The following is a 26,260-nucleotide window of genomic DNA, read 5'->3' as shown; positions in this document are numbered from 1 at the left end:
CCCGGGCGTTGGTGATCGTCATCGCTTCTGTCTGATGACGACTGTCGTGACACCGGCGAGGGCGAGGACGGTCGTGGTGGTCCAGCCGACGACGGCTGGGACGGCAGCGGTTGCCGTGAGCGTTGCCGCTGCGGCGGTGAGCATCAGCAGTGCTACGAGTGCCCCCGGCGCTCCGTTGTCTTCGCGCATCAATCCTCCTCGTCGGATGGTCCCAGCCCCTGACGCCTCCGTCAAACATCACATCGTGAACATCGTTCTTGCTGGCATCTCGCTCCCGGCGGGACCGCCGCGCGACCGGGCCGTACGATGGACCCCGTGCCGCAGCGACCCGACCCCGCCCGGGCGACGTGGGCCTCGGCGGCGGTCCGCCGCTTCGCCGCCGTCACCAACCTGCTAGTCGCCGCCCGCACGTTCCGCACGGTCGGTGGCGACCCCGACGACGTCGCCGCGCTGCACGCCCTGCTGACCGGCCTCGGTGCGCGGGCCGCGGACGGGGACGACCCCGTCGACCAGCTCTGGTGCCTCGGCGACCCGGACGACGCCACCGCGGCCGTCGAGCGCGAGGCCGTCCGTCCCCGCGGCCGGACCCTCGTCGTGGTCGACGCCGGGCGCCACGCCCCGGCCGTCGACGAGGACGCCTTCGGACCCGTCGCACCGGCCCGGCCCGGGGTGCTCGCGGTGCCGACGCTGTCCGACGACGTCTTCCTGGTGTCCGTGGGCCGCGACCCGGAGGTCGACCCCGCCGCGGCCGCCCGGATCCGCTGGGCACGTCGGTCGATGCCGGTCTCGCGTGCGGTCGCCGCCGAGCTCCGCGACGCGGGTCTGCTCCGCGGGACCCGGGTCGGCGTCGCGATGGTGCTCGAGCCGAAGACGGCGGTGCTGAGCCTGCTCCTCCGCGAGGCGGGTGCCGAGGTCGTCGTCTACGCGCACGCCGACGAGACCGACGAGGCCGTCGCCCAGGTCCTCCGCGACGCCGGGCTGCCCGTGCACGCGTCGAGCACCGCGACGCCGGCCGAACAGCGCACGCTCGCCCTCGCGATGCTCGACACCCGACCGCAGGTGCTGCTCGACGACGGTGCGCACGTGGTCCGGCTCGCGCACCAGGACCGGCCGGAGCTGCTGCCGACGATGCTCGGTGCGGCCGAGGAGACCACGAGCGGCCTCCGTCCGCTCCGGGTGATGGCGGCACGCGGCGAACTCGGCATCCCGGTCGTCGCCGTCAACGACGCCCGCACCAAGACGTTCTTCGACAACCGGTACGGCACCGGGCAGTCGACGGTGTTCGCGGCGCTCGACCTGGTCGACGGGCTCGCGTCCGGCACGCACCGGGTGCGGTCGGGAGGCGTGGCGGTCGTCGCCGGGTCCGGTCCCGTGGGCGAGGGGGTCGCCATGGTGCTCCGTGCGCTCGGGTTCCGGGTCACGGTCGCCGAGACGGATCCCGTGCGCGCCCTGCAGGCGCGCTTCGCCGGGTACCGGGTGGCACTGCTCGAGGACGCGGTGCGGGACGCCGACCTGGTCGTGAGCGCGACGGGCGTCACCGACACGATCGACCTCCGGACGCTGCGGGCCTGCGCACCCGGCGCGGTCGTCGCCGTCGCGGGTGGTGTCGAGCAGGAGGTCGCCGTCGCCGACGCGCTCGCGGACGGCGCGGTGCCGCGGACCGAGGCCCGGAAGGTCGAGCGCTTCACGTGGCCCGACGGGCACCACGTGGTCGTGCTCGACCGCGGCGGGTGCGTGAACATCACCGCGGCCGAGGGCAACCCGGTCGAGATCATGGACCTGTCCTTCGCCGTGCAGCTCGGGGCGGTGCGGATGCTCCTGGAGCGCGGCGACGAGCTGGACCGGACGGTCGTGCCGATCGACCCCGCGGTGGACGAGGCGACCGCCCGTGCGGCGCTCGCCGCGTTCGGGAGCCGAGCCGCGCCTCCAGGCCGTCCTGGTGAGCACCCGGCGGACCGCGAGCCGGACGTCCGCACCCACCGGTTCGGGACGCTCGCGTGAGCGGCACGCGCAGCGACGCCCGCACCGGAGACCGGGGCACGGTGGTCGTGCACTCGGCACGCGTCGTCGTGCCGATGACCGCACCGCCGATCGCGGACGGGGCGGTCGCGGTACGCGACGGACGCATCCTGCACGTCGGCGACCGCTCGTGGGTCGTCGACCAGCTCGACGGCACGACGGTCACCGAACGCCGGTGGCGCGGGGCGCTGCTCCCCGGGCTCGTGAACGCGCACACCCACCTGCAGTACACCGGCATGGCCAGTGTCGGACAGCGGCAGTACGCGGGCTTCGAGGACTGGGCCGCCGCGTTCAACGTCGACTACGCGCTCCCGCACGACTGGCGCGCCGAGGCCGTCGCCGGTGCCCGGGCCTCGCTCGTCGCCGGGGTCACGAGCATCGCCGACGTCGTCACGGACATCGAGGCGGCCGACGTGCTCGAGGCGACCGGGCTCGGCGGCATCGCCTACTGGGAGGTCATGGACTGGGAGAACCAGGCGTGGCGGGACCACGGGCGCCACCAGGTCCTCGAGGAGCTCGCGCGCATCCCGACCACCCCCGGTGCCGGGCTCTCCCCGCACGCGCCGTACTCCCTCGACGTCTCCCCGCTGCTCGAGCTGCCCGACATCGTCCGCCAGCGCGGCCTCCGCCTGCACCTGCACCTCGGGGAGGCCGCGTTCGAGGGCGAGCGCGTCGCCCTCGGTCCGGTCCCGGGACTCGAGGGCGTCGACGGCGTCGGACCCGCGGGGGCCGGGCACACCGCCGACTGGCACCTCGCGGACGTGCCGTCGTTCCGGGCGATGCGCGCGCTCGGGTTCGGTGCGAGCGCGACCGCGTTCGTGGACCGGCTCGGGGTGCTCGGGCCGGACTGCCACATCGCGCACGGCGTGTACGTCACCGCCGCCGACCGCGCGCTCCTCCGGGCGCGGGGGACGAGCGTCGCACTGTGCCCGCGGTCGAACGCCGTCATCGGGCTCGACCCGCCGCCGGTCGCCGACTACCTGCGCGAGGGCAGCCCGATCGCCGTCGGTACCGACTCGCTGTCCTCCTCGCCGTCCCTCGACCCGATGGCCGACGTCACCGCGCTGCACCGGATCGCCCGTGCCCAGGGCTACGGCCACCGCGACCTGCACGAGCGGCTGCTCGCGGCGGTGACCCTCGGCGGAGCGCAGGCGATGGGCACCGCGGTGGGCCCGGACCGCGTCGGGCACCTCGCCGTCGGCGCCCGGGCGGACCTCGCGGTGTTCGACGTCGACGCCAGGACGGTGCCGGACGCCCTCGCCGAGCTCGTCGAGGACGGTACCGGCCGTGCCGTGGCGACCGTCGTCCGCGGGGTCGTCCGTGCACGGGACGGCGTCCTGCACCCGGACCCCGCGGGGGCACCACGACCGGCCGGGTCGCCGCGCGCTGCAGGGTCCCCGCCCCCGGCCACGTCCCCGCGCACTGCCGTGTCCCCGCCCACTGCGGGGTCCGCACCCGCGGTCACCGGTGCCCCGCCCGCCGCCGTCACCCCACCCGCCCCCACCCCCGAGGAGTCCCGATGACCGACACCGCACCCCGTCCCGGCCAGGTGGCCCGCCGCACCGTCACCGGCGAGCTGATCGAGTGGCTCGACGTGCCGCAGCGCGCCGCTGCCCTGGGCATGGAGCCGCACCCCGAGGGCGGCTGGTACGTCCGCACGTGGACCTCGCCGTCGACCGTCCCGACGCCCGCCGGTGACCGGCCCGCCGCGACCCTCATCCACTTCCTGCTGCCCCCGGGCGAGGCGTCCGCGTGGCACCGCGTGACGAGCGACGAGATCTGGATGTGGCACGGCCCGGACACCGTCGTGCTCGAGCTCGGCGGGTCGGGCGACCAGCCGGAGCCCGGCGACCGGATCACGCTCGGCCCGGACGCCGGCCGGCACCGACTGCACGACGCGCAGGCGTTCGTGCGCGGTGGCGTGTGGCAGCGCACCCTGCCGAGCGACGGCGAGGTCCTGCTCAGCTGCATGGTGTCGCCGGGCTTCTCGTTCGACGACTTCACGATGGCCGACCCCGCCTGACACCCCGCACGCGTCACGAGCCGTCGTCGGCTTCGCGCTGGTATCCCAGACGCCGGTACACTACGACACGCCCTGCCCCGCACCCCCTCGACGAAGGCCCACCGTGACCCGCACCCGCCGCCTGTCCCTCGCCGTCGCGACCGCCGCGGTCGCTGCCCTCGCGCTCGCCGCCTGCTCCGGCGGGGGCAGCAGCAACGCCGAGGGGACCGTCACCGACGGCAAGCTCACGATCGCGACCGGCGACCCGGCGTACGCGCCCTGGGTCGAGGACAACGAGCCGCAGTCCGGGAAGGGCTTCGAGGCCGCCGTTGCGTACGCCGTGGCGAAGGAGATGGGCTACGCGAAGTCCGACGTGGTGTGGAAGCGCAGCACCTTCGACAGCGCGATCGCCCCGGGGCCGAAGGACTGGGACCTCAACCTGCAGCAGTTCTCGATCGACGCCAAGCGCAAGAAGGCCGTCGACATGTCCACCGCGTACTACACGACCACCCAGGCCGTCGTGACGTCGGGGTCCTCGAAGGCCGCGGACGCGACGACGGTCTCGGCGCTCGCGGACGACACCATCGGCGTCGCGGCCGGCTCGACGAGCATCCAGAGCGTCAAGGACGTCCTCGGCGTCACCCCGCAGGTGTTCAACTCGAACGACGACGCGGTGCTCGCCCTGAAGTCCGGGCAGATCGACGCCATCGTGACCGACCTGCCGACCGCGTTCTCCATGGCAGCCACCCAGGTCGACGACGGCACCGTCTCGGCGCAGTTCCCGCAGGACGGCAAGGGCGACCAGTTCGGCTTCGTGCTGCCGAAGGGTTCCGCGCTGACGAGCAAGGTGGACAAGGCGCTCGCGAGCCTGCAGTCGGACGGCACGCTCGAGCAGCTCGAGACGAAGTGGCTGTCCTCGGCGACGAACACCCCCGTCCTGAAGTAGCCGCCCGATGACCGCACCAGCGGGAGCGGGCACCCCGGCGACGGCCCCCGCACCGAGCCAGATCGAGGTCGAACGACGCCTGTACCGCCGGCAGCGCGGTCGGCGCTCGGTCGTGGTCTCGGCCGTGTCGACGCTCGTCGTCGTGCTCGTCGTCTGGTTCGGCGTCGTGAACACCCCGGGCTGGGCGGCGGTCCAGCAGTCGTTCTTCGACCCGCAGACCGCGATCGACACGTTCCCGCAGGTGCTCCTCGGCCTGTGGCTGAACATCCGGATCCTCGTCGTCGCGAGCATCGGCGTCGCGGTGCTCGGCACCCTGCTCGCGGTGGTCCGTGGCCTGCGCAACCCGGTGTTCTTCCCGCTGCGGATGGCCGCGACCGCCTACACCGACCTGTTCCGCGGGCTGCCGCTCATCATCGTCCTGTACCTGGTCGGGTTCGGCCTGCCCGGGCTCGGCGTCTTCCCGCGCCAGCCGCCCGAGGTCTGGGGCACGATCGCCATCGTCCTGACGTACTCGTCGTACGTCGCCGAGGTGCTCCGCGCCGGCATGGAGGCCGTGCACCCGTCGCAGCGCCTCGCCGCCCGGTCGCTCGGCCTGTCGCACGCGAAGACGCTGCGCCTGGTCGTGCTGCCGCAGGCGGTCCGCAAGGTGACCCCGGCGCTCATGAACGACTTCGTGTCGATGCAGAAGGACGTCGGCCTCGTGTCGATCCTCGGGGCCGTCGACGCCGTCCGCAGCGCGCAGATCGCGCAGGCGGAGTCGTACAACTTCACGCCGTACCTGGTCGCGGGGCTCCTGTTCGTCGTCATCAGCCTGCCGCTCATCCGCGTCACCGACGCGATCGCGCGGCGCCAGCAGCAGCGTGAGCAGACCGGGGGGACCGTGTGACCGACACATCCGAGACCGGCGCGACCCGCGCCTCCCGACCGGGCGACGGCCAGGAGGCCCGTGGTGCGTCCGACGGGTCGGTCCCCGTCCTGGAACTGCGCGGCCTGCGCAAGGCCTTCGGCGAGCACGAGGTCCTGCGCGGGATCGACCTGACGGTGCACCGGCACCAGGTCATCTGCGTCATCGGCGCGTCGGGCTCCGGGAAGTCGACCCTGCTGCGGACGGTGAACCTCATCGAGGGGATCGACGACGGCGAGGTCCTGCTGCAGGGCACCGACATCGCCGACCCGCGCACCGACGTCGACGCGGTCCGCGCGCGCATCGGCGTCGTGTTCCAGCAGTTCAACCTCTTCCCGCACATGCGCGTGCTCGACAACGTGACGCTCGCGTCGCGGCGGGTGCACGGCGTCCCGAAGGCCGAGGCCGAGGCCACCGCGCACCGGCTGCTCGCGCGGATCGGGCTCGCGGACTTCGCCCAGGCCTACCCCGACCGGCTGTCCGGCGGGCAGCAGCAGCGCGTCGCCATCGTGCGGGCCATCGCGACCTCGCCCGAGCTCCTGCTGCTCGACGAGGTCACGAGCGCGCTCGACCCGCAGCTCGTCGGCGAGGTCCTCGACCTGGTGCGCGAACTCGGGGAGCAGGGGTCGACGATCCTGATGACCACGCACGAGATGCACTTCGCGCGGAACGTGGCCGACCGGATCGTGTTCCTGCACCGGGGCGAGGTCGTCGAGCAGGGGACCCCGGCCGACGTGCTGGACCGGCCGCGGCACCCCGCGCTCGTGGAGTTCCTGGCGCGCGTGCACGCCTGAGCCTGGCCGGGCTCGGGCTGCGTCGTTCCGGGGAACGGCCCGCCCGGCCCGCCCGGCCCGCCCGGCCCGCTCGCCCGGCCCGCTCGGCCCGCCCGGCCCGGCCTGCCCGGCCCGCTCGCCCGGCCCGGCCCGCTCGCCCGGCCCGGCTCGCTCAGATCGTGAGCAGCACCTTGCCGACCACCTCGCCGTCGCGGATGCGGCGGTGCGCCTCGGCGGCCTCGGCGAGCGGCACCGTGCTGTCCACCACCGGGCGCACGCTGCCGTCGGCGACGAGCGGCCAGACGTGCTCCCGGACCGCGGCGACGATCGCGGCCTTCTCGTCCGCCGGTCGTGCCCGCAGGGTGGTGGCGCTGATCGTGGCGCGCTTGCGCATCATCGCGCCGAAGTCGAGCTCGCCCGTCGCACCGCTGCCGGCGGCGATCACCGCGACGTGGCCGTTCGGCGCCAGGACCGCGAGGTTCTTCGCCAGGTAGTCCGCACCGACGACGTCGAGGACGACGTCCACGCCGCGACCCTCGGTGAACGCCAGGGTCCGCTCGACGAAGTCCTCACTGCGGTGGTCGACCACGAGGTCGGCGCCGAGCTCCTGCGACGCCCGGACCTTCCGCTCGCCGCCGCTCGTCGCCACGACCCGGACGCCCATGGCCTTCGCCAGCAGGACGGCGTGCGAGCCCATGCCGCCCGTGCCGCCGTGCACGAGCAGGGTCTGCCCGGCGCGGAGCCCGGCGATCATCCCGAGGTTCGACCACACCGTGCACGCGGCCTCGGGCAGGGCGGCCGCCTCGACCAGGTCGACGCCGTCCGGGACGGGGAGGACCTGCGTCGCCGGCACCGCGACGAGTTCGGCGTACCCGCCGCCCGACAGCAGGGCGCAGACCCGGTCGCCAACGGCGAACCCCTCGACGCCGTCCCCGAGCGCGCGGACGGTGCCGGAGACCTCGAGCCCGAGCACGTCCGAGGCCCCGGGCGGCGGCGGGTAGTTCCCGGCGACCTGCTGCAGGTCGGCGTTGTTGACGCCCGCGGCGGCCACCGCGACGAGGACCTCGCCGGGGCCCGCCACCGGGTCGTCGTGCTCGTCGAGTCGGAGTCCGCCGTCGTGTGCCGTGATCGCGTGCATCCCTCGACCGTACGCCGGACCACGGAACGACCTGTGCGTCCGCCATGTACCGTCGGGGACGATCCGCGACCCACCGGGGGGAGCGCGGGCACGAAGCAGGGGGACACAGCATGTCCAGGAAGACCATCGCCATCGCCACCGCAGCACTCTCCGTGGTCCTGCTCGCCGGCTGTTCGGCGGGCGGCCCGTCGAAGGCCGAGCAGTGCCGTGAGTTCTCGAAGACCGTCGAGGACGCCGCATCGGGCGTGCAGTCGTCGGCGGCCGACCTGCAGTCCGACCCGGGCGCAGCGCTCGACCGGCTCAAGGAGCTCGACGACAAGATCGACCAGGGTGTCGACGAGCTCGAGGACGCCGACCTCAAGGAGAAGGGTGACGCGTTCAGCGAGGCCTACGGCGACATGGTGGACGCCATCGAGGACGTCTCCGAGGACCCGGGCTCGGCCGACGTGTCGGCGCTCACCGCCTCGAGCCAGAAGGTGCAGTCGACGGGCAGCGACTTCCAGAAGGCCTGCACGTCCTGACGGCAGGTGTGGTCGCGAGCCGAGCCCGCGACACCGCCGCACCGGAACACCACGACGCCCCGACCCCGCACGAGCGGAGCCGGGGGGTCGCGGTGTGTGCGTCCCGGGGTCAGGCGGACCGCTGCGCCGCGTCGAGCCGGGCGACGTCCTCGTCGCGGAGCTTGATCGTCGCCGCGACGACCGAGTCGAGGATCGACTGCGGCCGCGAGGCCCCGGGGATCGGGACGACCACGTCGCTCTTGTGCAGCTCCCACGCCAGCGCGACGACCTGCGGCGACACGTCCCGCTCCCGCGCGACGATCGCGAACTCCTCGAACGCGGTGCCGAGGTCGCCGGCCTTGGCGATGCCGCCGAGGGGGCTCCACGGCAGGAACGCGATGCCGAGCTCGTCGCAGAGCTGCAGCTCCGCCTCGCTCGAGCGGAACGCCGGCGAGAACTGGTTCTGCACCGAGGCCAGTCGCCCGCCGAGCACCTCGTTCGCGGTCCGGATCTGGTCCGGGTCGGCGTTCGAGATGCCGGCCATCCGGATGACGCCCTCGTCGAGGAGCTCCGCGAGCGCCCCGATCGAGTCGGCGTACGGCACCGCGGGGTCCGGCCGGTGGAACTGGTACAGCCCGACGGCGTCGACGCCCAGGCGCGCGGCCGAGGCCTTCGCCGCCTCCTTCAGGTACTCGGGACGGCCGTCCTGAGCCCACGGCCCGGCCTCGGGTCGCAGGTGTCCGCCCTTCGTCGCGATGAGCACGGCGTCGGTGTCCCCGTGGAACTCGTGCACCGCCTTCGCGATGAGGGTCTCGTTGTGGCCGACCTCGTCCTTGCCCGCCTGGTGGTAGGCGTCGGCCGTGTCGATGAGCGTCACGCCCGCCTCGAGGGCTGCGTGGATGGTGGCGACGGACTGCCGCTCGTCGGGCCGCCCCTCGATGGACATGGGCATGCCGCCCAGACCGATCGCGCTGACCGACACGTCTCCGATGACTCGTTGCTTCATGCCGCCAGCATGCGCCCGGCCGTCCGGTGGACGTCCAGTCTGCGCACGGCCGGGAGGCACGGTGCGGGTCCGCCGCTCGGCTCGCATCCGGCACCGGTCGGGTCGGGAGGCGCGGTGCGGCTCCGCCGGTCGGCTCGCGTCCGGCACCGGTCGGACCGGGAGGCACGGTTCGGGTGCGCAGGCCGGTCTGCGCCCGCCGGGTGCCGGCTGCCGGTGGCACCGGTCGCCGGCTCGGTACCCGTGGGTAGCATCGGCGGCATGGCGTTCCGATGGTGGCGACGACGGCGTGACACCGACACCGCAGGGACCACCCGCGCGGGGTCGGAGCACGGGGCCGACGAGACCCGGTCGGACGACGCTGCCGGCACCGATCCCTCCGCCGCCCCGGTCGCCCCGGCCGCTCCGACAGCCCGGGACACCCTCGACCCGGCGGCGCTCGCCGCGTCCGTCGACGCCCTCGTCCTGCCGGGCTTCACGTCGTTCGACGACGTCGTCGAGCAGGTCGTCGAGGAGCACGAGGACGACACCGACGACCTCGACGCGCTGCGCGACACGGTCGAGCAGGTCGTCCGGGCACGCTGGGCCGCACGCCTGCTCGACCAGCACGGCCGGGCTCCGGGCAGCGGCCAGTACGACCGGCTGCGCGAGGCGTTCGACGTCCTCCGGCAGCAGGGGTTCGTCGCGGCGATGGCGACCGGGGTCGACCAGGCCGACGGGATCGCCGCGTGCGAGGACGCCCGCACCCGCGACGGGACCGCGGAGGACGGGTCCCGCGAGTGGGCGTACGTGTTCTTCCACGAGCAGGACGCCGAGCGGCTGGCGGAGACGCCGACCACGCTGCACCTGTCGTACGGCGCCTTCCGGCACGCACCCGACCTCGAGCCGGACCACGTCGCACTCGCCGAGCAGTCGCTCGACGGTCGTTCGGCGCTGCGGCAGCACAGCCGGGTGAGCGCCGCCGCGGCGGTCGTCGCTGCGCTCGCGGACCACGGGCTCGACGCCACGTGGAGCGGGGACCCCTCCGAACGCATCGCCGTCCGCGTGGACCGGTGGCAGAAACCGCTCCCGGCTGCGCCGTCCGAGTCGTCCGGGCAGGACGGGGCCGTCGGGGACTAGGCGCGCGCCGCGGTCCGTCCACGCGCCACGGCCGACGCCGCTGCGGTCAGCGTCGTGCCCACGGCGGGGCGTGCTCCGGCAGCGGTCCGAACGCGACCGCCCGGGCGTACGCCCACCGGGCCGGTGGCACCCACCGGGCGAGGAGCACGGGCAGGAGCGGTGGTCCGCCCGCCGTCCGCCCGGCGAAGGCACGCTCGAACACCACCCGGTGCAGGAGCCGCTGGGCCGCCTGCACGGCCACGGTCGGCGGGGTCCGGCGCCGCTGGACGGCGCGCAGCACCGGGTCGAGCGCCCGTCCACGCAGCCCCCGACGGAGCGCGGGCACGAGTGCAGTGGCGGTCGCGACCGCGTCCTGCGCCGCCAGGTTGATCCCGACCCCGCCCGCCGGGGACATCGCGTGCGCCGCGTCCCCGATGCAGAGCAGCCCCGGCCGCCACCAGCGCCGCAGCCGGTCGAGCCGCACGTCGAGCACGTGCACGTCGTCCATCGACCGGATCGCGCCCACCCGGTCGGCCAGGTCCGGCCGCAGCCGCGCGACCGTCGCCCGGAACGCCGCCACCCCCGCGGCACGCAGCGCCGGGTCCGACCCCTTCGGCGCGAAGTACGCGACCTGGTGGTGGTCCCGTCGGGGGAAGGCGAGCAGGACGTCACGGCCGTCGAACGCGGGGACCAGTGCGCCGCCGTCGTCGCCGGCACGGCGGGGCAGCCGGAACCACCACGTGTCGAACCCCACGCGGAAGCGCCGCGGCCGGAGCCCGGCGGCGGTCCGCAGCACCGAGTTCCGTCCGTCGCAGGCCACCACGACGTCGGCGCGCAGCTCCTCGGGACCGCCGCCGTGTCGCGGGTGCAGGTGGACGCCCGTGACGACCCCGTCCTCGACGATCGGCCCGCTCGCGGCCGTGCCCATCGAGATCGTGAACGACGGTTCCTCGCGGGCGGCGGTGGTGAGCAGGTCGAGCAGGTCCCACTGCGGCACCATCGCGACGTGGTCGTACGGTGGACGCAGCCGCGAGAACTCCCCGAGCACGACGCGCGAACCGTCCGGGCGGGGCAGCGACAGGTCGTCCAGCCGGGTCTGCGGCAGCGCACGGAAGCGCTCCCCGAGCCCGAGCTCGTCGAGCAGGCGGATCGTCGAGGCGTGCACGGTGTCGCCGCGGAAGTCGCGGAGGAAGTCGTCGTGCGACTCGACCACGCGCACGTCGACACCGCCGCGGGCGAGCAGCAGGCCGAGCACGACGCCGGCGGGACCGCCGCCGACGACGGCCACGGACGTGCGTGACACGGTCACCATGCGCGGCAGGCTACCGCCGGGCGGCGCGTGCGTGTCGGGTCGGTCAGGCGGGCGCCGACGCCGTCGCGTTCCCCGCGGTCCCGGTGCTCCCGGCACCGTCGGCCGCGTCGGCGAACACGACCCCGCCCCACGCGATGCAGGCCACCGCGAGCACGAAGCCGATCGCCGCGATCCACCACGACGAGCGTCGGCGCACCCAGGCCCCGACCGCGAGGACGACCGTGGCGACCCCCACCACGAACGAGCCACCCGCCGCGATCGCCGCACCGCCGAGGTACCCACCGGGCGAGCACCCCGTCGCCGCGTCGCACGAGGTCGTCGCCGAGGCCACCCCGATCACGCCCACGACCACGGTGACGACGGTCATCACCGCGCCGAACACCAGCAGGAGGACGGTCGACACCCGGTCGGCGATCTTCGCGGCCGGGAAGAGCGTCGTGCCACCGCGCTCCCAGGCCGTGCGCCGTGCCTCGGCGTCGCGGTCGTGCTCGGGACGCGGGGCACCGGGAGCGGACTGCGGCGGACCGCCGGGGACGTTCGACCAGGTCATGGGACCGTCCTACCGTGCCTCGACGCCGAAGGCCCGGGCGAGCCGCTGGATCTTCTGCGCCCGGCCGAGCCGCGGCAGGTCCGAGCCGTCGCGGATGACCTGGCCGCGCGCCTCGAAGTCGTCCAGGAAGTCCTGCGCCCAGGCGACGTCGGTCGGCGTCGGTGAGATGACCTCGTTGATGACCGGCAGCTGCTCGGTGTCGAGGCAGAGCTTGCCGGTCAGGCCGAGCGACACCGCGACCTGGGACTGCTCACGCAGGATCGCGTGCGCCGAGCCGACCGTCGGGCCGTCGATCGGGCCGGGCAGGTCGCCCACCCGCGACGCCACGACCAGGCGGGACCGCGGGTACGCCATCGCGAGGGTGTCGGCCGAGGCACCCGTGTCCCGGCGGTAGTCGCCGGAACCGAAGGCCAGACGGAACGCGCCCTGGGCCTTGGCGATCGACGTCGCCTCCTCGATCCCGAGCGCCGACTCGACGAGCGCGATCACCGGGGTGTGGCCGCCGAGGCGGTGCCACGTGTCGGTGACCTGCGCGGGGGACTCGGTCTTCGCGAGCATCACGCCCTGCAGACCCGGGAGACCGCGGAGCTCCTCGACGTCGTCGGCCCAGAAGTCCGTCGTCACGTCGTTGATCCGCACCCAGGCCTCGCCACCGCCGGCGAGCCAGGACGCCACGGTCGCGCGGGCGCCGGGCTTCGCGGCCGGGTCGACCGCGTCCTCGACGTCGAGGATGATCTGGTCGGCACGTGAGCGCTGGGCGCGCTCGAAGCGGTCGGCGGCGGTCCCGGGCACGAGCAGCCACGAGCGGGAGATCTCGGCGGGGACCGATCGACGCCGGTTCGGCGTGGGGGTGGACTCAGCGGTGCGGTCGTCGATGGCCATGCCCCGTTGGTACCACATCGCGCGATGCGGCCGCCGGACCACCCCGGCGCTCCCGCCGGAATCCCCGAAACCCGGGTCGTTGGCCGACGCGCCGGTCGCTTCCGCCTACAGTGTCCGATGTGTGGCGAGCGGACAGGACGAGGGGCGACGAGGGCGGCGTGGACGGCGACGCCCCCGCCCGCGACGGCGCCGCGGCCACCGACGACCGGTCGGGGGACGACCGCGCGACGAGCGGACAGCCGCGCAGCGGCGGACCGGCAGGGGACCGACGGGACCAGCAGGAAGAGACCGCCGTGACGGACGAACCGGACCGCACCCTGCGACCGGAGCTGCAGCTCACGAGTCCGCAGGCCATCAGCCTCGGCGACCCGCGCCTCCAGGCCGGCAACGCCGCCGAACCCGCGTGGGACGCCTGGCGGAAGCAGCTGACCGGGGTCGGCGGCACCAGCCCGCTGATCCACTTCAGCGACCACCCGCGCGCACGCATCGAGCTGTCGACCACGCACCCCGGTGGTCTCGCGCAGTTCATCACCGGCAAGACCACCCTGCTGTCGAGCCTCATCCGCGACGAGGTGGCGCTCCGCGCCGCCCGCGTCGCGGCGGCCCGCGTCGAGGAGAAGGGCACCGAGCTCGCCACCGTGCGCGGCATCGACGCCGTGAAGCTCGGCATCGGCATGGCCGACTGGCAGCACGGCGACGAGCACTTCCGCGGCCCGGTGCTGCTCCGCCCGCTCGCGATCCGGCGCCACGGCCGTGACTTCGAGGTCCGGCTGCTCGGCGAGCCCGTGCTCAACCCCGGCCTCGCCGACGCCCTGCACGAGCAGTACGGCGTCATCCTCGACGCGCAGTCCTTCGTCGCGCTGGCGCAGCAGGACGGCTCGTTCACACCGAACCCGGTGATCGACCGGCTCCGTGGCCTCACGGCGCACATCCCGGGCTTCTCGGTGCACGCACGCCTGGTCGTCTCGACGTTCGCCCAGGTCGCCGACGGCCTCGTCGAGGACACGGGCGACCTGTCCCACCCGGTGCTCGACGCCCTCGCCGGCAACCCGAGCGCGAAGTGGCAGGTCGAGCAGTCGTACCACCCGGTCGAGCAGACCCCGTCCGACGAGCGCAGCCCCGAGACCGACACGCTCCTGCTCGACGCCGACGACGAGCAGGAGAACGTGATCGCGCAGATCACGGCCGGCAACTCGATCGTCGTGAAGACCCTCCCGGGCACCGGCGGCACCCAGACGATCGTCAACGCGCTCGGCGGCCTCGTCGCCGCGAACAAGCGCGTCCTCGTCGTCAGCCCCCGCCGCGCGACCCTGCGCGGGATCGCCGCACGCTTCGCCGAGGTGCAGCTGCCCGGCGTCGCCGTCACGCCCTCGACGCTCCGCCGTGACGTCGTCCGCGCGATCGCCCGCAACGAGAAGGCGTCGCGCCCGAACCTCCGCGAGGTCGACGACGCCCTGGTCCGGCTCCGCAAGGTGCTCAAGGACTACCGCGGCTCGCTGACCCGCGTGCACCCGGAGTTCCGGGTGTCGGTGCTCGACTGCCTGGTCGAGCTGTCCCGCCTGTCGCTGCTGCCGGTGCCGCCGTCGACGACCGCCCGGTTGTCCGCGACCTCGGTGACGAGCATGGTCGAGGGGCGCTCGCGCGTCGCCGAGACGATGGTCAGCGCCGCGAACCTCGGCGAGTTCCGCTACGGCCCCGACGACTCGCCCTGGTACGGCGCGAAGTTCGGCTCGAGCGACGGGGCGCAGCGCGCGCACCGCACCGCGCAGGACCTCGACGCCGAGGGACTGCCGACGCTGCTCCGTCGCGCCCAGGACCTCGTCGCCTCGACGCACATGCGGCAGTTCACGACGATCAACGAGCTCGGCATCTACCTCCGCCTGCTCACCGAGATCCGCGACACCCTCGACCGCTTCCTGCCGGTCGTGTTCGACCGGTCCGTCTCCGAGCTCGTCGCCGCCACCGCCCCGCGCGGCGAGGGCGCCCCGATGTCCTCGACGAACCGCCGCCGGCTCAAGAAGCTCGCCCGCGAGTACGTCCGCCCGGGCGTGCACGTGTCCGACCTGCACGAGGCGCTCACCCGTGTGCAGCAGCAGCGCGTCCTCTGGCAGCGCTACGTCGCCGCCGGCGTGAACCCCGAGGTGCCCACCGGCATCGGCGACGTGCAGGTGCTGTTCTCGAACGTCGTGCAGGACCTCGCGCGCCTGGACGAGCCGCTCGGCCGCACCTCCCGCGAGTCCCAGCTGGCCAACCTGCCGATCGACGAGCTCGTCCCGACCGTCGCGCGCCTGGCCGAGGACTCCGACGTCCTGCACAACCTGCAGGAGCGCACCGAGCTCATGCAGACCCTGCGCGACCTGCAGCTCGAGCCGCTGTTCACCGACCTCGCCAACCGCCACGTGCCGGACACCCAGGTGCCCGCCGAGCTCGAGCTCGCGTGGTGGCAGTCCGCCCTCGAGACGATGCTCGAGTCCGACCGGGCGCTGCTCGGCGGCAACACCGACATGCTCGACCGGGTCGAGGCCGACTTCCGGCTCGTCGACGACGCGCACGCGGCCGGGGTCTCCCAGGGCCTGGCGTGGCAGCTCGCCGAGAACTGGAAGGTCGGGCTCGTCGACTGGCCGGACGAGGCCGCCGCGCTGAAGACGCAGCTCAAGGAGGGCGCGATCACGTCGCGCCTGCTGCAGGACTCCGCGCCGCACCTGTCCCGGTCGATCGCGCCGGTCTGGCTCGCCTCGCCGTACGAGGTCGCCGAGATCGCCGACACGATGCCGTTCGACACCGTGATTCTGGTTGACGCCGGGGCCGTCACGATCGCCGAGACCGTCGGAGCCGTCCGCCGCGCCCGCCAGACCGTCGCGTTCGGCGACCCGGTGACGCAGACGCCGTCGCCGTTCCGGATCGCGGTCGACCCCGACCACCGTGCGCTCCAGGTCGACGAGGGCACCCTCGACGCGCTGCACGCCGACTCCGCGCTCGCGAAGCTCTCCACGCTGCTCCCGACGCTGTCCCTGACCCGGTCGTACCGTGCCGGTGGCGAGGACCTCGCCGAGCTCGTGAACCGCCGCTTCTACGGCGGTCGCATCGAGTCGCTGCCGTGGGCCGGGTCGTTCCTCGGCCACGGCTCGATCGCGATCGACTACGTCAGCGACGGCAAGGCCGTGCCGGACCCCGAGTCCGGAGCGGTCGAGAGCGTCGACGCCGAGGTGGACCGCGTCGTCCGGCTCGTGATGGAGCACGCCCGCACCCGGCCGACCGAGTCGCTCATGGTCATCACGGCTTCCGCGAAGCACGCGGTCCGGGTCGAGCAGGCGGTCCTGACCGCGGCGCAGGGGCACAAGGACCTCACCGAGTTCGTCATCGGCGACCGCGCCGAACCGTTCATCGTCGCGACGCTCGAGCAGTCGGTCGCCCAGAGCCGCGACCGCGTCGTGTTCTCGATCGGTTACGGCCGCACCCCGCACGGGCGGGTCCTGCGCGACTTCGGTGCCCTCGGCAAGCCGGGCGGGGAGCGGCTGCTCGCGGTCGCGATGACCCGGGCCCGCCGCTCGATGGTGATCGTCACGTGCTTCCAGCCGTCCGACATCGAGGCCGAGCGGATGGGCCACGGCACCGTCGCGCTCGCGGAGATCCTCGCCGAGGTCCGGGCACGCACCACCGCCGAGTACGTGCCGGACGACTCCGACCCGCTGCTCGTCGACCTGGCCCGACGCCTCGAGATGCGCGGCATCCCGGTCGCGCTCGGGCACCGCGGCAAGCTCGGGCTCGTCGCGGCGCACGGCGGCGTCTGCGTCACGATCGAGACCGACGCGTCGCTCGTCCGCGGTTCGCTGCGCGAGACGCTGCGCCTGCGGCCCGAGGTGCTCCGGCGTCTCGGCTGGCACTACGTGCGCGTGCACGCGTTCCAGCTGTTCTCCGACCCGGACCGCGTCGCGGACACCGTGGCGTCGGTGCTCGGCGTCGACCGTGGCGCCACGCAGGAGATCTCGATCCCGCCGGTCCCCGCTCGCCGGTGACCGGGACGCACGGCGACGGAGCACCCGGCGACGGGCAGCTCGACGACGGGCAGCTCGGCGACGGGCAGCAGCGCAGCGCGCAGCGGCGGCGCGGGTCGCGTCGCGCGGCGCGGGTCGCGGGCCCGGTGACGCCGGGCACGGACCAGCTGGTGGGCACGTGGACGCGAGCCGACGACGCGACGGAGGCAGCGCCTCCCGTCCCGGGTGCGGCTGGCGGACCGCAGGCCGACGACGCGACGGAGGCAGCGCCTCCCGTCCCGGGTGCGGCTGGCGGACCGCAGGTCGACGGCCGGCCGGGAGGCGCGACCCGGCCCCGCAGACGCGTCACCACCCAGCCGGTGCCGGGCAGCGACCCGGCTCCCGCACCGGAGCCGCCGCGGCACCGCGCGGGGGAGAACGACGACCAGCTCCTCCGCGACGTCCCGCCGCACTGGTGAGCCGGGTAGCCTGGCACGCGATGACGAACACCGTGCGGGAGCGCCCCGACTGGCAGACGTGGCCCAACCTGATCACGGTGGTCCGCTTCCTGCTGATCCCCGTGTTCATCGGGCTCGTGGTCGCCCACCACTCGGGGTGGGCGCTCGTGACGCTCGTCGTCCTCGGGGTGAGCGACTGGGCGGACGGGTTCATCGCCCGCAAGTTCGACCAGGGGTCCAAGCTCGGCAAGGCCCTCGACCCCATCGCCGACCGGCTGGCGATCATCGCGATCGTGCTGTCGCTCGTGCTCGTCGGGCTGCTGCCGTGGCCGAGCGTCGCGATCATCGTCCTCGTCGACGCGGTGCTGGCGCTGCTGTCCGGGCTGTGGTTCCGCGGCGACCCCGACCTCGACGTGACCTGGACGGGCAAGATCCGGTCCGCGCTGCTGTTCGTCGGCCTGCCGCTGCTGCTGTTCTCGTCGACGTCGTTCGCGGCCGACCACGACTGGGTGCGGATCCTCGCCCTCGTGTTCGTGTGGGCCGGGACCGTCGGGCACGTGGTCGCGGGCGTGCAGTACGTCCGGGCGCTGTCCGCGAAGCACCGCCTGGCGTCCCGCACGGCCTGAGGGTCGGGCGGTCCGGCGGTCCGGCGGCCCGGCCGCTCGCGGCGTACCGAGCTGCTGGGGACGGCCCGCGGACCGCTGCTGCCCGTCGCCGTCGCCGTCGCCGCTGCCATCGCTGTCCCGCCGCCGCCGACGCGGGTCGCGACCCGGCGCGACGTGCTCGCGCACAACGGAAAGCCGTTCGCACCACGGATTCCCGTGGTGCGAACGGCTTCCCGTTGTGCGAAGTGCGAGCGCGAGCGGTCGCGCGCGACCCCGACCGCGCGCGACCGCGACCGCGACCGCGCCGCGCGCTACAGCTTCGTCGTGCCGCTGATCCCCGGGCCCTCGGGAGCGGTCGACGGCGCGATGTGCGCACCGCCACCCGTCCCGACCGCGCCGCCGTTCTGCGACCGGAGCAGGTCGCGGATCTCGAGCAGGACCTCGACGTCGGTCGGCGGGACGTCCTGCGGCGTCTGCTCCTGGTCGTTCTTGACCCGCTCGAACGCGGCCTTCCGGAGGTGGTTCACCGGCAGGACGAGCGCGAAGTACACGACCGCCGCGACGATGACGAAGTTGAGCACGGCGCCGATGATCGCGCCGAAGAGCAGCTTCGCGCTGCCGCCCGAGGTCGTCGGGATCGCGACGATGAGCGCCTTGTCGAGGCTCGACGCGTTGAACACCGCACCGATGAGCGGGTTGATCAGGCTCGTGACGATCGCCGTGACGATGGCGGTGAACGCAGCACCGATGACGACCGCGACTGCGAGGTCGATCACGTTGCCGCGGAGCAGGAACTCCTTGAACCCCTTCACGGGACTCTCCTTCCGAAGGTCGGACCGCCGCCGGTCGGCGACGCCTGCGACCCTACCGAGGAGCAGACCGCGAGGTCAGGAGCCCGCGGGAGCGGCGGGCTTCGACGACGTAGACGCCGCCGGCTTCGACGCGCCCGACGACGAGCCGCCCGCCGACGACGAGCCGCCCGACGAGGAGCCGCCGGCCGACGAGCCCGCCGCCGACGACGAACCGGACGACGAACCGCCGGCCGAACCGGACTCCTTCGGCGTCGTGCGCGAGTCGGTGCGGTAGAAGCCACCGCCGTTGAAGGTCACGCCCACCGGCGAGAAGACCTTGCGCAGCTGCCCGCCGCACACCGGGCACTCGGTGAGGGTGGCGTCGGAGAACGACTGCTTGATGTCGAAGGCGTTGTCGCAGGCGGTGCAGCGGTACGAGTAGGTGGGCACCCTAGCTCCGGAAGGTGATGATGCGCGACGGCGTGATGATGCCGTCGACGGGTTCGTCGTGGGCCTCGCGCGGGACCTCGTCGAGGTACTCCGCGTCGAAGATCACAGCATAGACGGGCGGCCGGTTCGCCATGGACCCGAGCGTCTTGTCGTAGTACCCCCGGCCCCAGCCCATCCGGCAGCCGTCGTGGCCGACCGCCGCGGCCGGTGCGAGGATCGCGTCCACGTCGCCGAGCGCGAGCGGGGACAGCACCTCGCCGACCACCTCGGGCATGCCGTGCAGGCCCTCGCGTTCGGTCACGCCGTCGCCGACCGCCCAGTCGAGCAGGCCGTCCTCGCGGGTGACCGGCAGCAGGACCCGGACGCCCTGCTCGTGCGCCCAGGTCAGGAAGGGCCGGACGTCGGGCTCGTCGGGCGCCGACAGGTAGAGGGCGATCGAACGGACCTGGCGTTCCTCGACGAAGCGCTGCAGCGTCGTCGTCAGGGCCGCGCGCTCCGCGTCGCGCTCCGTCGTGGTCCGGGTGCGCCGGCGCTGCCGGAGCTCGGCTCGCAGGGCGCGCTTCTCGTTCCCGAGGTCGGCGGTCATGGCGGTGAGTCTAGCGAGCGCTCCGGTTGCGGCTTCCCGCCGTGCTCCGGGGGATCCCGTGTCCTCCGATGAGACGACATGCCTGATCAGGGCCGGTCCGATAGGTTCCTGGACATGGGCTTCCAGATTTCCAAGGCGGTGATCCCGGCCGCTGGGCTGGGCACGCGCTTCCTCCCCGCCACCAAGGCGATGCCGAAGGAGATGCTGCCGGTCGTCGACAAGCCGGCGATCCAGTACGTGGTCGAGGAGGCCGTCGGTGCCGGTCTCACCGACGTCCTCATGATCACCGGCCGCAACAAGAACGCGCTCGAGAACCACTTCGACCACGTCGCCGAGCTCGAGGAGACCCTCAAGAAGAAGGGCGACCACGAGAAGCTCCAGAAGGTCAACCAGTCGACCGACCTCGCCGACATGCACTACGTCCGCCAGGGCGACCCGCTGGGCCTCGGCCACGCGGTGCTCCGCGCGAAGATGCACGTCGGCCGCGAGCCGTTCGCCGTGCTCCTCGGTGACGACATCATCGACGCGCGTGACCCGCTGCTCCAGCGCATGATCGAGGTCCAGGGCCAGAAGAACGCCACGGTCGTCGCGCTCCTCGAGGTCCCCGCGGCACAGACCCACATGTACGGCATCGCCACGGTCGAGGAGACCGACACCGACGACGTCGTGAAGATCACCGGCCTCGTCGAGAAGCCGCCGCAGGGCGAGGCGCCCTCGAACCTGGCCATCATCGGCCGCTACGTCATCCGTCCCGAGGTCTTCGACGTCCTCGAGAAGCAGGAGCCGGGCAAGGGCGGCGAGATCCAGCTCACCGACGCGCTCATGAAGATGGCGGGCGCCGAGGAATGGACGGGTGGCGTGTACGGCGTCGTCTTCCGTGGACGTCGGTACGACACCGGTGACAAACTCGACTACATCAAGGCGATCGTGCAGCTCGCCTCGGACCGCGATGACCTCGGCCCCGACCTCAAGGCGTGGCTCAAGGAGTTCAACGCGGGCGAATAGCCGACCCCGTCACGAACGGGTCCGGGGACTCCCCGGGCCCGTTCGTGCATCCGCCCGGCCGACCACCGGGCACCGGAGGAACCACAGCGATGACGACGATCCCGACCCTGTCCCACGGGCGGGTCACCATCCGGCCCCTCCGCCTCCGTGACACCCGCGACCTCGACGTCGCGCTCGCGTCGAACCGCTCGTGGCTCCGCACGTGGGAGGCCACGAACCCCTCCGGCCACGTCGCGACCGACGTCCGCGGCAGCATCCGCGCGCTGCAGGCCAACGCCCGCGCCGGCCTCGGGCTGCCGTTCGCGATGGAGCTCGACGGTCGCTTCGTCGGGCAGCTCAACGTCTCCGGAATCAGCTACGGCTCGCTCGCCAGTGCCTCGATCGGCTACTGGGTCGTCGAGGGCGCCGCGGGCCACAACGTCACCCCGATCGCGGTCGCGCTCGCGGTCGACCACTGCTTCCGGGTCGTCGGGATCCACCGGATCGAGATCTGCATCCGTCCGGAGAACGCGCCGAGCCTGCGGGTCGTCGAGAAGCTCGGCTTCCGCTACGAGGGCCTCCGTCGGCGCTACATCCACATCAACGGCGACTGGCGCGACCACTTCTGCTTCGCCCTCGTCGCCGAGGAGGTCCGCGAGGGCGTCCTCGACCGCTGGGTCGCCGGACGCGTCCCGGCCGGGGCCGGCAGCGTGCCGCTCGCCGCACGCGACGAGGCGGCCGTGCCGCTGGACACGCGACCCCGCATCGGCTGACGCTCCGCAGGGCGCGACCCGTCCCGACGTGCCGGTGACGGCCGGGAGGCGCGCCCCACCACCGCCGGTTCGGTCGCGACTCGCGCAACACGCGACCGGCAATCACCCGACGGGGGAACCCGCACCCCTACCGTGTCCCCATGGCAGGTATCGGCTCCTGGGGCGGCGGCATCGTCCTGCTCATCGCGGCCGTGCTCTGGGTCGTCTACCTGATGCCCTCGTGGGCGGCCCGTCGGCAGTACCTCGCCACCGAGCGCAACGCCATCCGACTGCAGCAGACCCTCCGCATCCTCGCGCAGACCGCCGAGCTGCCGGACGAGGTCCGCATCGAGATGAACGCGAAGTCCCTCGCCGAGGCGCAGCGCGTCGCCCGGTCCGAGGAGGCGAAGCGCGCCGCCATCGTCCGGGCGCACGAGGCCGCCCGGCAGCGGGAGATCACCCGCCGCCTGGCCGAGCAGCAGCCCCAGCTCGAGCGGGTGTCGTCCGTCCCCGCGCTGACCGCCCGGCGGATGCGCCGCTCCCGGCTCGGCGCGACCCTGTTCGGTGCCGTGGGGGTCGTCGTGGCGCTCGTCGTGTTCGTCGCCGCACCCGGGCTCTGGCTCCTCGGGGTCGCCGGGCTGCTCGCCGCGGGCGGGTCCGCAGCGGTCCTCGCGCAGCTGCACCAGGTCGCCCATGCGCGGAAGGCGCGGGCCGCAGCCGGCGCTGCGAAGGTGAGCCGCGCCTCCCGTCCGACGTCGACGTGGACGGACCCGGCGCCGCCCCTGTCCACCGAGCAACCCGCCGAGGCCGCGCGCGACCGCAGCTGGACGCCGGCCGGTGTGCCGAAGCCGCTGTACGTCGAGCGGCCCGCGGCACCGGCGCCCTCGCCGGAGTCCTCGGCCGAGCTCGCCGCGCGGCTCCGTGAGCGCGTCGCCGAGGCGAAGGCGGCGGCCGAGGCCGAGGCGGCCGCGATCCGCGCCGCCGAGGCCGACCCGACGCTCGCCCGGGTGTCGCCCATGCGCCCGGACGTCGAGGAGGCCGTCGCTTCGCTCTCCGCGCACGACCAGGGGCGCCTCGCGGAGCGGCTCGGGCTGCGTGCGCCGTCCGGGGAACAGACCGCGACCCCCGCTGCCGCGACCGGTGCCGCCACGGCACCGGAGCCGCCGGCCGCCCCGAGCCGGTGGGCGGGCATGGGCGTGATCGACGAGGACGCGCTGCCGCAGGCCGACCTCGACGCGATCATGCGCCGCCGTCGCGCGGTCTGAGCCGTCCGGACCTCCCTGCCGTCCCGGCCTGCCCGCCGTCCCGCGGCACGCCCGGACGGGCGGTGTGGATTTCGGTTCGCGCGCTCCGTGGTGCTAGTGTGGTCGAGCACTTGGGGCTATGGCGCAGTTGGTAGCGCGTCTCGTTCGCAATGAGAAGGTCAGGGGTTCGAATCCCCTTAGCTCCACCAAGCAGCACGACGAAGGCCACCCCGCGGGGTGGCCTTCGTCGTTGCCGGGTCCGCCGTCCGGGCGGGAGCGGACCCGTGGGTCAGCTCGCGACGCTGTTCGTCAGCACGCCCGCCTGGCTCAGCTCCGCGTGGATGGCGTTCGCCGCTTGCTCGAAGGCGCGGTTGCCCCGGGCGATCCCGATCGCACCGCCCTTGAGCGCCGACTTGCCGGACCCGCGGATGAGCCGGGCGACGGTCGAGCCCTCGGGCGTGACCATCACCTGCACGTCGAGGCGGGTGTGGAACGTGCGGTCGTTCGCCAGGCCGCCGATGAGCAGCGTCAGGCCGAGGCTCCCCCGGGTGGCGAGCAGCGTGCCCTGGTCGCCGTCGGCGACGGAGTAGCCCTCGCGGACGAGTGCGTCGCGGACGCGGGCTCGGGTGGACTCGGGGTCGGCGGCGACGAAGAAGTCGTGGCTCTCGGGCATGGTGTCTGATCCTTCCGGTGGTGAGCGGGTTGCTGCCAGTGATCCTGCCCCACCGTCGCCTACCCTGGACAGGTCATGACTTCCTCGTTCACGCGTCGTTCCCTCTTGTCGCTCGTCGGCGTCGCCGGTGTCGGTCTCGCCGTGGCGGCGTGCTCGCGGGACGGGGGCGATGCGGAGTCGTCCGACGGCCCGTCCGGTGCCGCGTCGACCGCGCCCGGCAGCGGACGGTCCCGGGCCACCGCCTCGGGTGTCCAGCCCGCGCAGGTCCCGCTCGCCGGGGGCGTCCGCGTCACCGTCGCCGGGACCGGCCTGGCAGCGGTGCGCGGGGTCACGGTCGGCGGGGTCCCCGCGCGTGACGTCGAGGCCACCGCGACGAAGGTCACCTTCACGGCCCCGCACCAGGCGATGTACACGGCCGGCGCCGCACCGGTCGCGCTCTTCACCGAGGCGATCGCCCCGGTCCCGTCGGCGAACCGGATGTCCGACGGCAACGGCAGCGCCGCGAACGACGGCCAGTCCGGCTCGGTGCAGGGCGGTGCGAGCGCCACCCCGACGCCGACCGCCGCGGCCGTCCCCGACGCCTCGGCCGCGGTCGCCACGAGCTCGCTGACCTACGCGGCCCTCACCGCCGTCGACCGGCAGCTCGAGTACGCGATGGCCCACTGGGAGGACTACAACCTCGCCGAGTACGGCACCATGAACCCGATCGGCGGCGACTGCGCGAACTACGTCAGCCAGACGCTGATCGCCCGCGGGTGGAAGCAGCGTTCCGACTGGTACAACCGGGCCGGTGGCGCGCAGCACTCGGCCACGTGGACGTACTGCCCGGCGATGGACCCGTGGCTCACCGCGAACGCGGCGACGTTCGGCCTCACCCGGCGGTCGCTCGACGAGCGGAGCAAGGTCAAGGTCGGCGACATCGTGTTCTACGACTGGAACGCCAACCGGTCGCCCGACCACGTGACGATCGTGTCCGAGGTCTTCACCGAGCCGGACGGCACCGTGCGCATCAAGTCGGCGAGCCACAACCAGGACGGCCCGTACCGCGACCTCGACGAGATGATCACCGTGCAGCACCCGGGCGGCACCGCCTGGTTCCACACGTTCGACGCGTAGCCGTCGCCAACGGCGCAGGCGGCGGCGGCCGCCCGGTCGGGTCGGCCGGCGCCGGTGCCGGCCGGCGCCCGTGCCGACCTCCGCACAACCGGGAGCACGTCGCGCCACGCAATCTCGTGGCGCGAGGTGCCTTCTGTTGTGCAGATGCACCTGACACCACGCGCGCGCGGCCGCGCAACGACGCGTTCAGGACCCAGCAGCGCTCAGGGGTACCCGAGGAACCACAGCAGCACGACCGCGACCGCCTGCAGGCACACCCCCGCCACGAGCCACGACACCGCCCGCCGCCGCGTCCCCGTGAACGCATCGGCCGCGAACAGCGGTGCCGTCGGCATCAGGAGCCGCGGCAGGCTCTGCTGCGGCAGGAACACCGCGACGAGGTACAGCGCGTACGCAGCCGTGAACGACACGACCTCGACCCCGAGCGCACGGACGCCCCGGCGGGTCCAGAACCACACCGCCCCCGCGAGCACGACCACCACGAGGACGATCCCGGCCGGTCCGAGCCACGTCCCCGCCATCGTGAACCACGGCGTCAGCGGCGCGAAGTGCTGCCGCCCGACGAACCCGACCCACCACGACAGCTCGGTCTCGAGGTACGCGTCCGGCCGCCCCGTCGCCGCGGACGCCACGAACGGCCACGCGAGCCCGGCCGCCGCGGTCACCAGGCCCGCGACGACGACCGCCACGACGTCGCGGACGGGCAGCGCACGCCGTTCCACCCGCCACCGCACGACCAGGTGCACCGCGAGCGCCACCGCGAGGGCGAGGACCCCCGGCTTCGTGAACGCCGCCACCAGCCCGAGCGGCAGCACGACCCAGTACCGCCGGCGCACGAGGGCGAGCAGCGCACCGAACAGCAGCAGCAGGAACGTGCTCTCGGCGTAGGCGACCTGCAGCAGGAACCCGGTCGGGCCGAACGCGAACAGGGCCGTCGCCCATCGGGCCCGTCGCCCGTCGGCGACCGCGGCGACCAGCCGGTACAGCACGACGCACGCGCCCGCCCCGGCGAGCGTCGCGACGAGCACCCCGGCCACCCAGAACGACCCGCCGACGAGGGGCTCCACCGCCCGCGCGAGCGCGGGGAACACCGGCAGGAACGCCCACGGGTTCGGCAGCACGTGCCCCGCGGCGTCCGTCGGCAGCGTCGTCGGGTAGCCGTGCTCGGCGATCGTCCGGTAGGCCGACGCGTCCCAGGACCCGAGGAACGACCAGAACGTGCCCTCGCGACGGTACGACGCGAACCGCCAGCCGTTCGCGGTCGCGGTGCCCCAGACGGCGAGGAGCAGGACCGTGCTGACCACGCGGGAGGCCAGCCACACGGCCAGGGGCGCGGTCCACCCGCTGTGGCGCGCCTCCAGGACGCTCGTCACCACGCGTCGGACGCGGGTCGGCAGACCCGGCCGGGAGGCTCGGGTCGGCTCCGCCAGGTCGGTCACCGACCGATCCTCCCACCTCCACCGCCCCGGGCGGCCCGTCCTGTCCGGTCGCCGCCCGTGT

The 26,260-nt window shown here is 74.0% G+C and carries 26 protein-coding genes and 1 tRNA gene; 16 read left to right on the top strand and 11 right to left on the bottom strand.

The genetic code is table 11. The features are described 5' to 3' along the window. Positions 1–18 precede the first annotated feature (18 nt). Positions 19–189, bottom strand: a complete 171-nt coding sequence (locus tag QOL16_RS14900; RefSeq protein WP_175473163.1) for a hypothetical protein — start codon at positions 187–189, stop codon at positions 19–21. A 126-nt stretch (positions 190–315) separates the two neighbouring features. Here QOL16_RS14900 and QOL16_RS14895 point away from each other — a divergent pair, with 126 nt between their 5' ends. From QOL16_RS14895 to QOL16_RS14870, 6 genes are all read left to right on the top strand, one after another. Further along, entirely contained in the window at positions 316–2,001 is a 1,686-nt protein-coding gene (locus QOL16_RS14895) for an adenosylhomocysteinase (protein ID WP_175473162.1), read from the top strand. Continuing rightward, positions 1,998–3,542: an amidohydrolase family protein gene (locus tag QOL16_RS14890; RefSeq protein ID WP_370692537.1), complete on the top strand. Its 1,545-nt coding sequence runs from the start codon at positions 1,998–2,000 to the stop codon at positions 3,540–3,542. The genes QOL16_RS14895 and QOL16_RS14890 overlap by 4 nt, the downstream gene beginning before the upstream one ends. Then, positions 3,539–4,042 carry a cupin domain-containing protein gene (locus tag QOL16_RS14885; RefSeq protein ID WP_083230447.1) on the top strand — a complete coding sequence of 168 codons (504 nt, stop codon included), beginning with the start codon at positions 3,539–3,541 and terminating at the stop codon, positions 4,040–4,042. Before QOL16_RS14890 ends, QOL16_RS14885 begins: the two co-directional genes overlap by 4 nt. A 103-nt stretch (positions 4,043–4,145) precedes the next feature. Then, complete coding sequence (locus QOL16_RS14880; RefSeq protein ID WP_071285892.1) at positions 4,146–4,967, top strand: ABC transporter substrate-binding protein; 822 nt, start codon at positions 4,146–4,148, stop codon at positions 4,965–4,967. 7 nt (positions 4,968–4,974) lie between these two features. After that, positions 4,975–5,853: an amino acid ABC transporter permease gene (locus QOL16_RS14875; RefSeq protein ID WP_071245238.1), complete on the top strand. Its 879-nt coding sequence runs from the start codon at positions 4,975–4,977 to the stop codon at positions 5,851–5,853. Between the two features lie 89 nt (positions 5,854–5,942). Continuing rightward, complete coding sequence (locus QOL16_RS14870) at positions 5,943–6,665, top strand: amino acid ABC transporter ATP-binding protein (RefSeq protein ID WP_071245385.1); 723 nt, start codon at positions 5,943–5,945, stop codon at positions 6,663–6,665. A gap of 151 nt (positions 6,666–6,816) precedes the next feature. On the opposite strand, the gene QOL16_RS14865 is transcribed toward QOL16_RS14870, so the two are convergent. Continuing rightward, entirely contained in the window at positions 6,817–7,782 is a 966-nt protein-coding gene (locus QOL16_RS14865; protein WP_071285890.1) for an NAD(P)H-quinone oxidoreductase, read from the bottom strand. 110 nt (positions 7,783–7,892) lie between these two features. On the opposite strand from QOL16_RS14865, the gene QOL16_RS14860 reads away from it, so the two are divergent. Next, positions 7,893–8,303 (top strand): hypothetical protein, encoded by a 411-nt coding sequence (locus QOL16_RS14860; RefSeq protein ID WP_071245235.1) that lies wholly within the window; start codon positions 7,893–7,895, stop codon positions 8,301–8,303. A 109-nt stretch (positions 8,304–8,412) separates the two neighbouring features. Here QOL16_RS14860 and QOL16_RS14855 read toward each other — a convergent pair whose 3' ends face one another. After that, positions 8,413–9,288: an aldo/keto reductase gene (locus QOL16_RS14855; protein ID WP_065961907.1), complete on the bottom strand. Its 876-nt coding sequence runs from the start codon at positions 9,286–9,288 to the stop codon at positions 8,413–8,415. Between the two features lie 258 nt (positions 9,289–9,546). Here QOL16_RS14855 and QOL16_RS14850 point away from each other — a divergent pair, with 258 nt between their 5' ends. Further along, positions 9,547–10,404 (top strand): hypothetical protein, encoded by an 858-nt coding sequence (locus QOL16_RS14850; RefSeq protein WP_071285888.1) that lies wholly within the window; start codon positions 9,547–9,549, stop codon positions 10,402–10,404. Positions 10,405–10,450: 46 nt separating this feature from the next. Here QOL16_RS14850 and QOL16_RS14845 read toward each other — a convergent pair whose 3' ends face one another. Genes QOL16_RS14845 through QOL16_RS14835 form a run of 3 tightly spaced genes read right to left on the bottom strand, consistent with a single transcriptional unit; the run spans position 10,451 to position 13,127 of the window. Beyond that, a complete protein-coding gene (locus QOL16_RS14845) occupies positions 10,451–11,695 on the bottom strand; it encodes an FAD-dependent oxidoreductase (protein WP_071285886.1) in 1,245 nt (414 codons plus the stop codon). A gap of 43 nt (positions 11,696–11,738) precedes the next feature. Further along, positions 11,739–12,245, bottom strand: coding sequence for a DUF6264 family protein (locus QOL16_RS14840; protein WP_065961902.1), 507 nt, complete (start codon positions 12,243–12,245; stop codon positions 11,739–11,741). 9 nt (positions 12,246–12,254) lie between these two features. Beyond that, a complete protein-coding gene (locus QOL16_RS14835) occupies positions 12,255–13,127 on the bottom strand; it encodes a CoA ester lyase (RefSeq protein ID WP_071245229.1) in 873 nt (290 codons plus the stop codon). Positions 13,128–13,444: 317 nt separating this feature from the next. Here QOL16_RS14835 and QOL16_RS14830 point away from each other — a divergent pair, with 317 nt between their 5' ends. From QOL16_RS14830 to QOL16_RS14820, 3 genes are read left to right on the top strand one after another with little or no spacing between them, the layout of a single operon-like run. Continuing rightward, positions 13,445–17,143: an AAA family ATPase gene (locus tag QOL16_RS14830; RefSeq protein ID WP_370692490.1), complete on the top strand. Its 3,699-nt coding sequence runs from the start codon at positions 13,445–13,447 to the stop codon at positions 17,141–17,143. After that, positions 17,140–17,580 carry a hypothetical protein gene (locus QOL16_RS14825; protein WP_305411042.1) on the top strand — a complete coding sequence of 147 codons (441 nt, stop codon included), beginning with the start codon at positions 17,140–17,142 and terminating at the stop codon, positions 17,578–17,580. Before QOL16_RS14830 ends, QOL16_RS14825 begins: the two co-directional genes overlap by 4 nt. A gap of 20 nt (positions 17,581–17,600) precedes the next feature. Next, entirely contained in the window at positions 17,601–18,185 is a 585-nt protein-coding gene (locus tag QOL16_RS14820) for a CDP-alcohol phosphatidyltransferase family protein (protein WP_071245225.1), read from the top strand. Between the two features lie 290 nt (positions 18,186–18,475). On the opposite strand, the gene mscL is transcribed toward QOL16_RS14820, so the two are convergent. The 3 genes from mscL to QOL16_RS14805 form a co-directional block, all read right to left on the bottom strand. Continuing rightward, positions 18,476–18,976 carry a large conductance mechanosensitive channel protein MscL gene (gene mscL, locus QOL16_RS14815; RefSeq protein WP_065961890.1) on the bottom strand — a complete coding sequence of 167 codons (501 nt, stop codon included), beginning with the start codon at positions 18,974–18,976 and terminating at the stop codon, positions 18,476–18,478. Between the two features lie 75 nt (positions 18,977–19,051). Further along, positions 19,052–19,405: an FmdB family zinc ribbon protein gene (locus tag QOL16_RS14810; protein ID WP_071245221.1), complete on the bottom strand. Its 354-nt coding sequence runs from the start codon at positions 19,403–19,405 to the stop codon at positions 19,052–19,054. Position 19,406: 1 nt separating this feature from the next. After that, on the bottom strand, positions 19,407–19,991 hold the full coding sequence (locus QOL16_RS14805) for a 5-formyltetrahydrofolate cyclo-ligase (protein ID WP_065961886.1): 585 nt from the start codon (positions 19,989–19,991) through the stop codon (positions 19,407–19,409). 114 nt (positions 19,992–20,105) lie between these two features. On the opposite strand from QOL16_RS14805, the gene galU reads away from it, so the two are divergent. From galU to QOL16_RS14785, 4 genes are all read left to right on the top strand, one after another. Beyond that, positions 20,106–20,996 (top strand): UTP--glucose-1-phosphate uridylyltransferase GalU, encoded by an 891-nt coding sequence (gene galU, locus QOL16_RS14800; protein WP_065961884.1) that lies wholly within the window; start codon positions 20,106–20,108, stop codon positions 20,994–20,996. Positions 20,997–21,085: 89 nt separating this feature from the next. Continuing rightward, on the top strand, positions 21,086–21,748 hold the full coding sequence (locus QOL16_RS14795; protein ID WP_065961883.1) for a GNAT family N-acetyltransferase: 663 nt from the start codon (positions 21,086–21,088) through the stop codon (positions 21,746–21,748). Positions 21,749–21,888: 140 nt separating this feature from the next. Beyond that, on the top strand, positions 21,889–22,992 hold the full coding sequence (locus tag QOL16_RS14790; protein WP_071285884.1) for a hypothetical protein: 1,104 nt from the start codon (positions 21,889–21,891) through the stop codon (positions 22,990–22,992). Positions 22,993–23,104: 112 nt separating this feature from the next. Beyond that, positions 23,105–23,180 (top strand) — tRNA-Ala (locus QOL16_RS14785). Positions 23,181–23,260: 80 nt separating this feature from the next. Here the strand turns inward: QOL16_RS14785 and QOL16_RS14780 are convergent. Then, positions 23,261–23,644 carry a hypothetical protein gene (locus tag QOL16_RS14780; RefSeq protein WP_065961880.1) on the bottom strand — a complete coding sequence of 128 codons (384 nt, stop codon included), beginning with the start codon at positions 23,642–23,644 and terminating at the stop codon, positions 23,261–23,263. Between the two features lie 75 nt (positions 23,645–23,719). Between QOL16_RS14780 and QOL16_RS14775 the strand changes: the two genes are divergently transcribed. Continuing rightward, complete coding sequence (locus QOL16_RS14775; protein ID WP_139266534.1) at positions 23,720–24,760, top strand: amidase domain-containing protein; 1,041 nt, start codon at positions 23,720–23,722, stop codon at positions 24,758–24,760. Between the two features lie 203 nt (positions 24,761–24,963). Here the strand turns inward: QOL16_RS14775 and QOL16_RS14770 are convergent, their stop codons facing one another. Then, on the bottom strand, positions 24,964–26,199 hold the full coding sequence (locus QOL16_RS14770) for a hypothetical protein (protein WP_175473161.1): 1,236 nt from the start codon (positions 26,197–26,199) through the stop codon (positions 24,964–24,966). Between the last annotated feature and the right edge of the window lie 61 nt (positions 26,200–26,260).

This window comes from Curtobacterium sp. MCBA15_004, from assembly GCF_001865055.2.
In the GTDB taxonomy this organism is placed as follows: Bacteria; Actinomycetota; Actinomycetes; order Actinomycetales; family Microbacteriaceae; genus Curtobacterium.
Note: the sequence above shows the minus strand (reverse complement) of the source record. Positions and strands in the feature narration are given on the sequence as shown.

Bases quoted from the DNA above. Each gene is read 5' to 3' on its own strand.
- QOL16_RS14865 (WP_071285890.1), bottom strand. From the start codon at position 7,782: ATGCACGCGATCACGGCACACGACGGCGGACTCCGACTCGACGAGCAC.
- QOL16_RS14845 (WP_071285886.1), bottom strand. From the start codon at position 11,695: ATGGTGACCGTGTCACGCACGTCCGTGGCCGTCGTCGGCGGCGGTCCC.
- QOL16_RS14805 (WP_065961886.1), bottom strand. From the start codon at position 19,991: ATGACCGCCGACCTCGGGAACGAGAAGCGCGCCCTGCGAGCCGAGCTC.
- QOL16_RS14840 (WP_065961902.1), bottom strand. From the start codon at position 12,245: ATGACCTGGTCGAACGTCCCCGGCGGTCCGCCGCAGTCCGCTCCCGGT.
- QOL16_RS14790 (WP_071285884.1), top strand. From the start codon at position 21,889: ATGGCAGGTATCGGCTCCTGGGGCGGCGGCATCGTCCTGCTCATCGCG.
- QOL16_RS14860 (WP_071245235.1), top strand. From the start codon at position 7,893: ATGTCCAGGAAGACCATCGCCATCGCCACCGCAGCACTCTCCGTGGTC.
- galU (WP_065961884.1), top strand. From the start codon at position 20,106: ATGGGCTTCCAGATTTCCAAGGCGGTGATCCCGGCCGCTGGGCTGGGC.
- QOL16_RS14820 (WP_071245225.1), top strand. From the start codon at position 17,601: ATGACGAACACCGTGCGGGAGCGCCCCGACTGGCAGACGTGGCCCAAC.
- QOL16_RS14875 (WP_071245238.1), top strand. From the start codon at position 4,975: ATGACCGCACCAGCGGGAGCGGGCACCCCGGCGACGGCCCCCGCACCG.
- QOL16_RS14780 (WP_065961880.1), bottom strand. From the start codon at position 23,644: ATGCCCGAGAGCCACGACTTCTTCGTCGCCGCCGACCCCGAGTCCACC.
- QOL16_RS14795 (WP_065961883.1), top strand. From the start codon at position 21,086: ATGACGACGATCCCGACCCTGTCCCACGGGCGGGTCACCATCCGGCCC.
- QOL16_RS14850 (WP_071285888.1), top strand. From the start codon at position 9,547: ATGGCGTTCCGATGGTGGCGACGACGGCGTGACACCGACACCGCAGGG.
- QOL16_RS14885 (WP_083230447.1), top strand. From the start codon at position 3,539: ATGACCGACACCGCACCCCGTCCCGGCCAGGTGGCCCGCCGCACCGTC.
- QOL16_RS14775 (WP_139266534.1), top strand. From the start codon at position 23,720: ATGACTTCCTCGTTCACGCGTCGTTCCCTCTTGTCGCTCGTCGGCGTC.
- QOL16_RS14900 (WP_175473163.1), bottom strand. From the start codon at position 189: ATGCGCGAAGACAACGGAGCGCCGGGGGCACTCGTAGCACTGCTGATG.
- QOL16_RS14855 (WP_065961907.1), bottom strand. From the start codon at position 9,288: ATGAAGCAACGAGTCATCGGAGACGTGTCGGTCAGCGCGATCGGTCTG.
- QOL16_RS14835 (WP_071245229.1), bottom strand. From the start codon at position 13,127: ATGGCCATCGACGACCGCACCGCTGAGTCCACCCCCACGCCGAACCGG.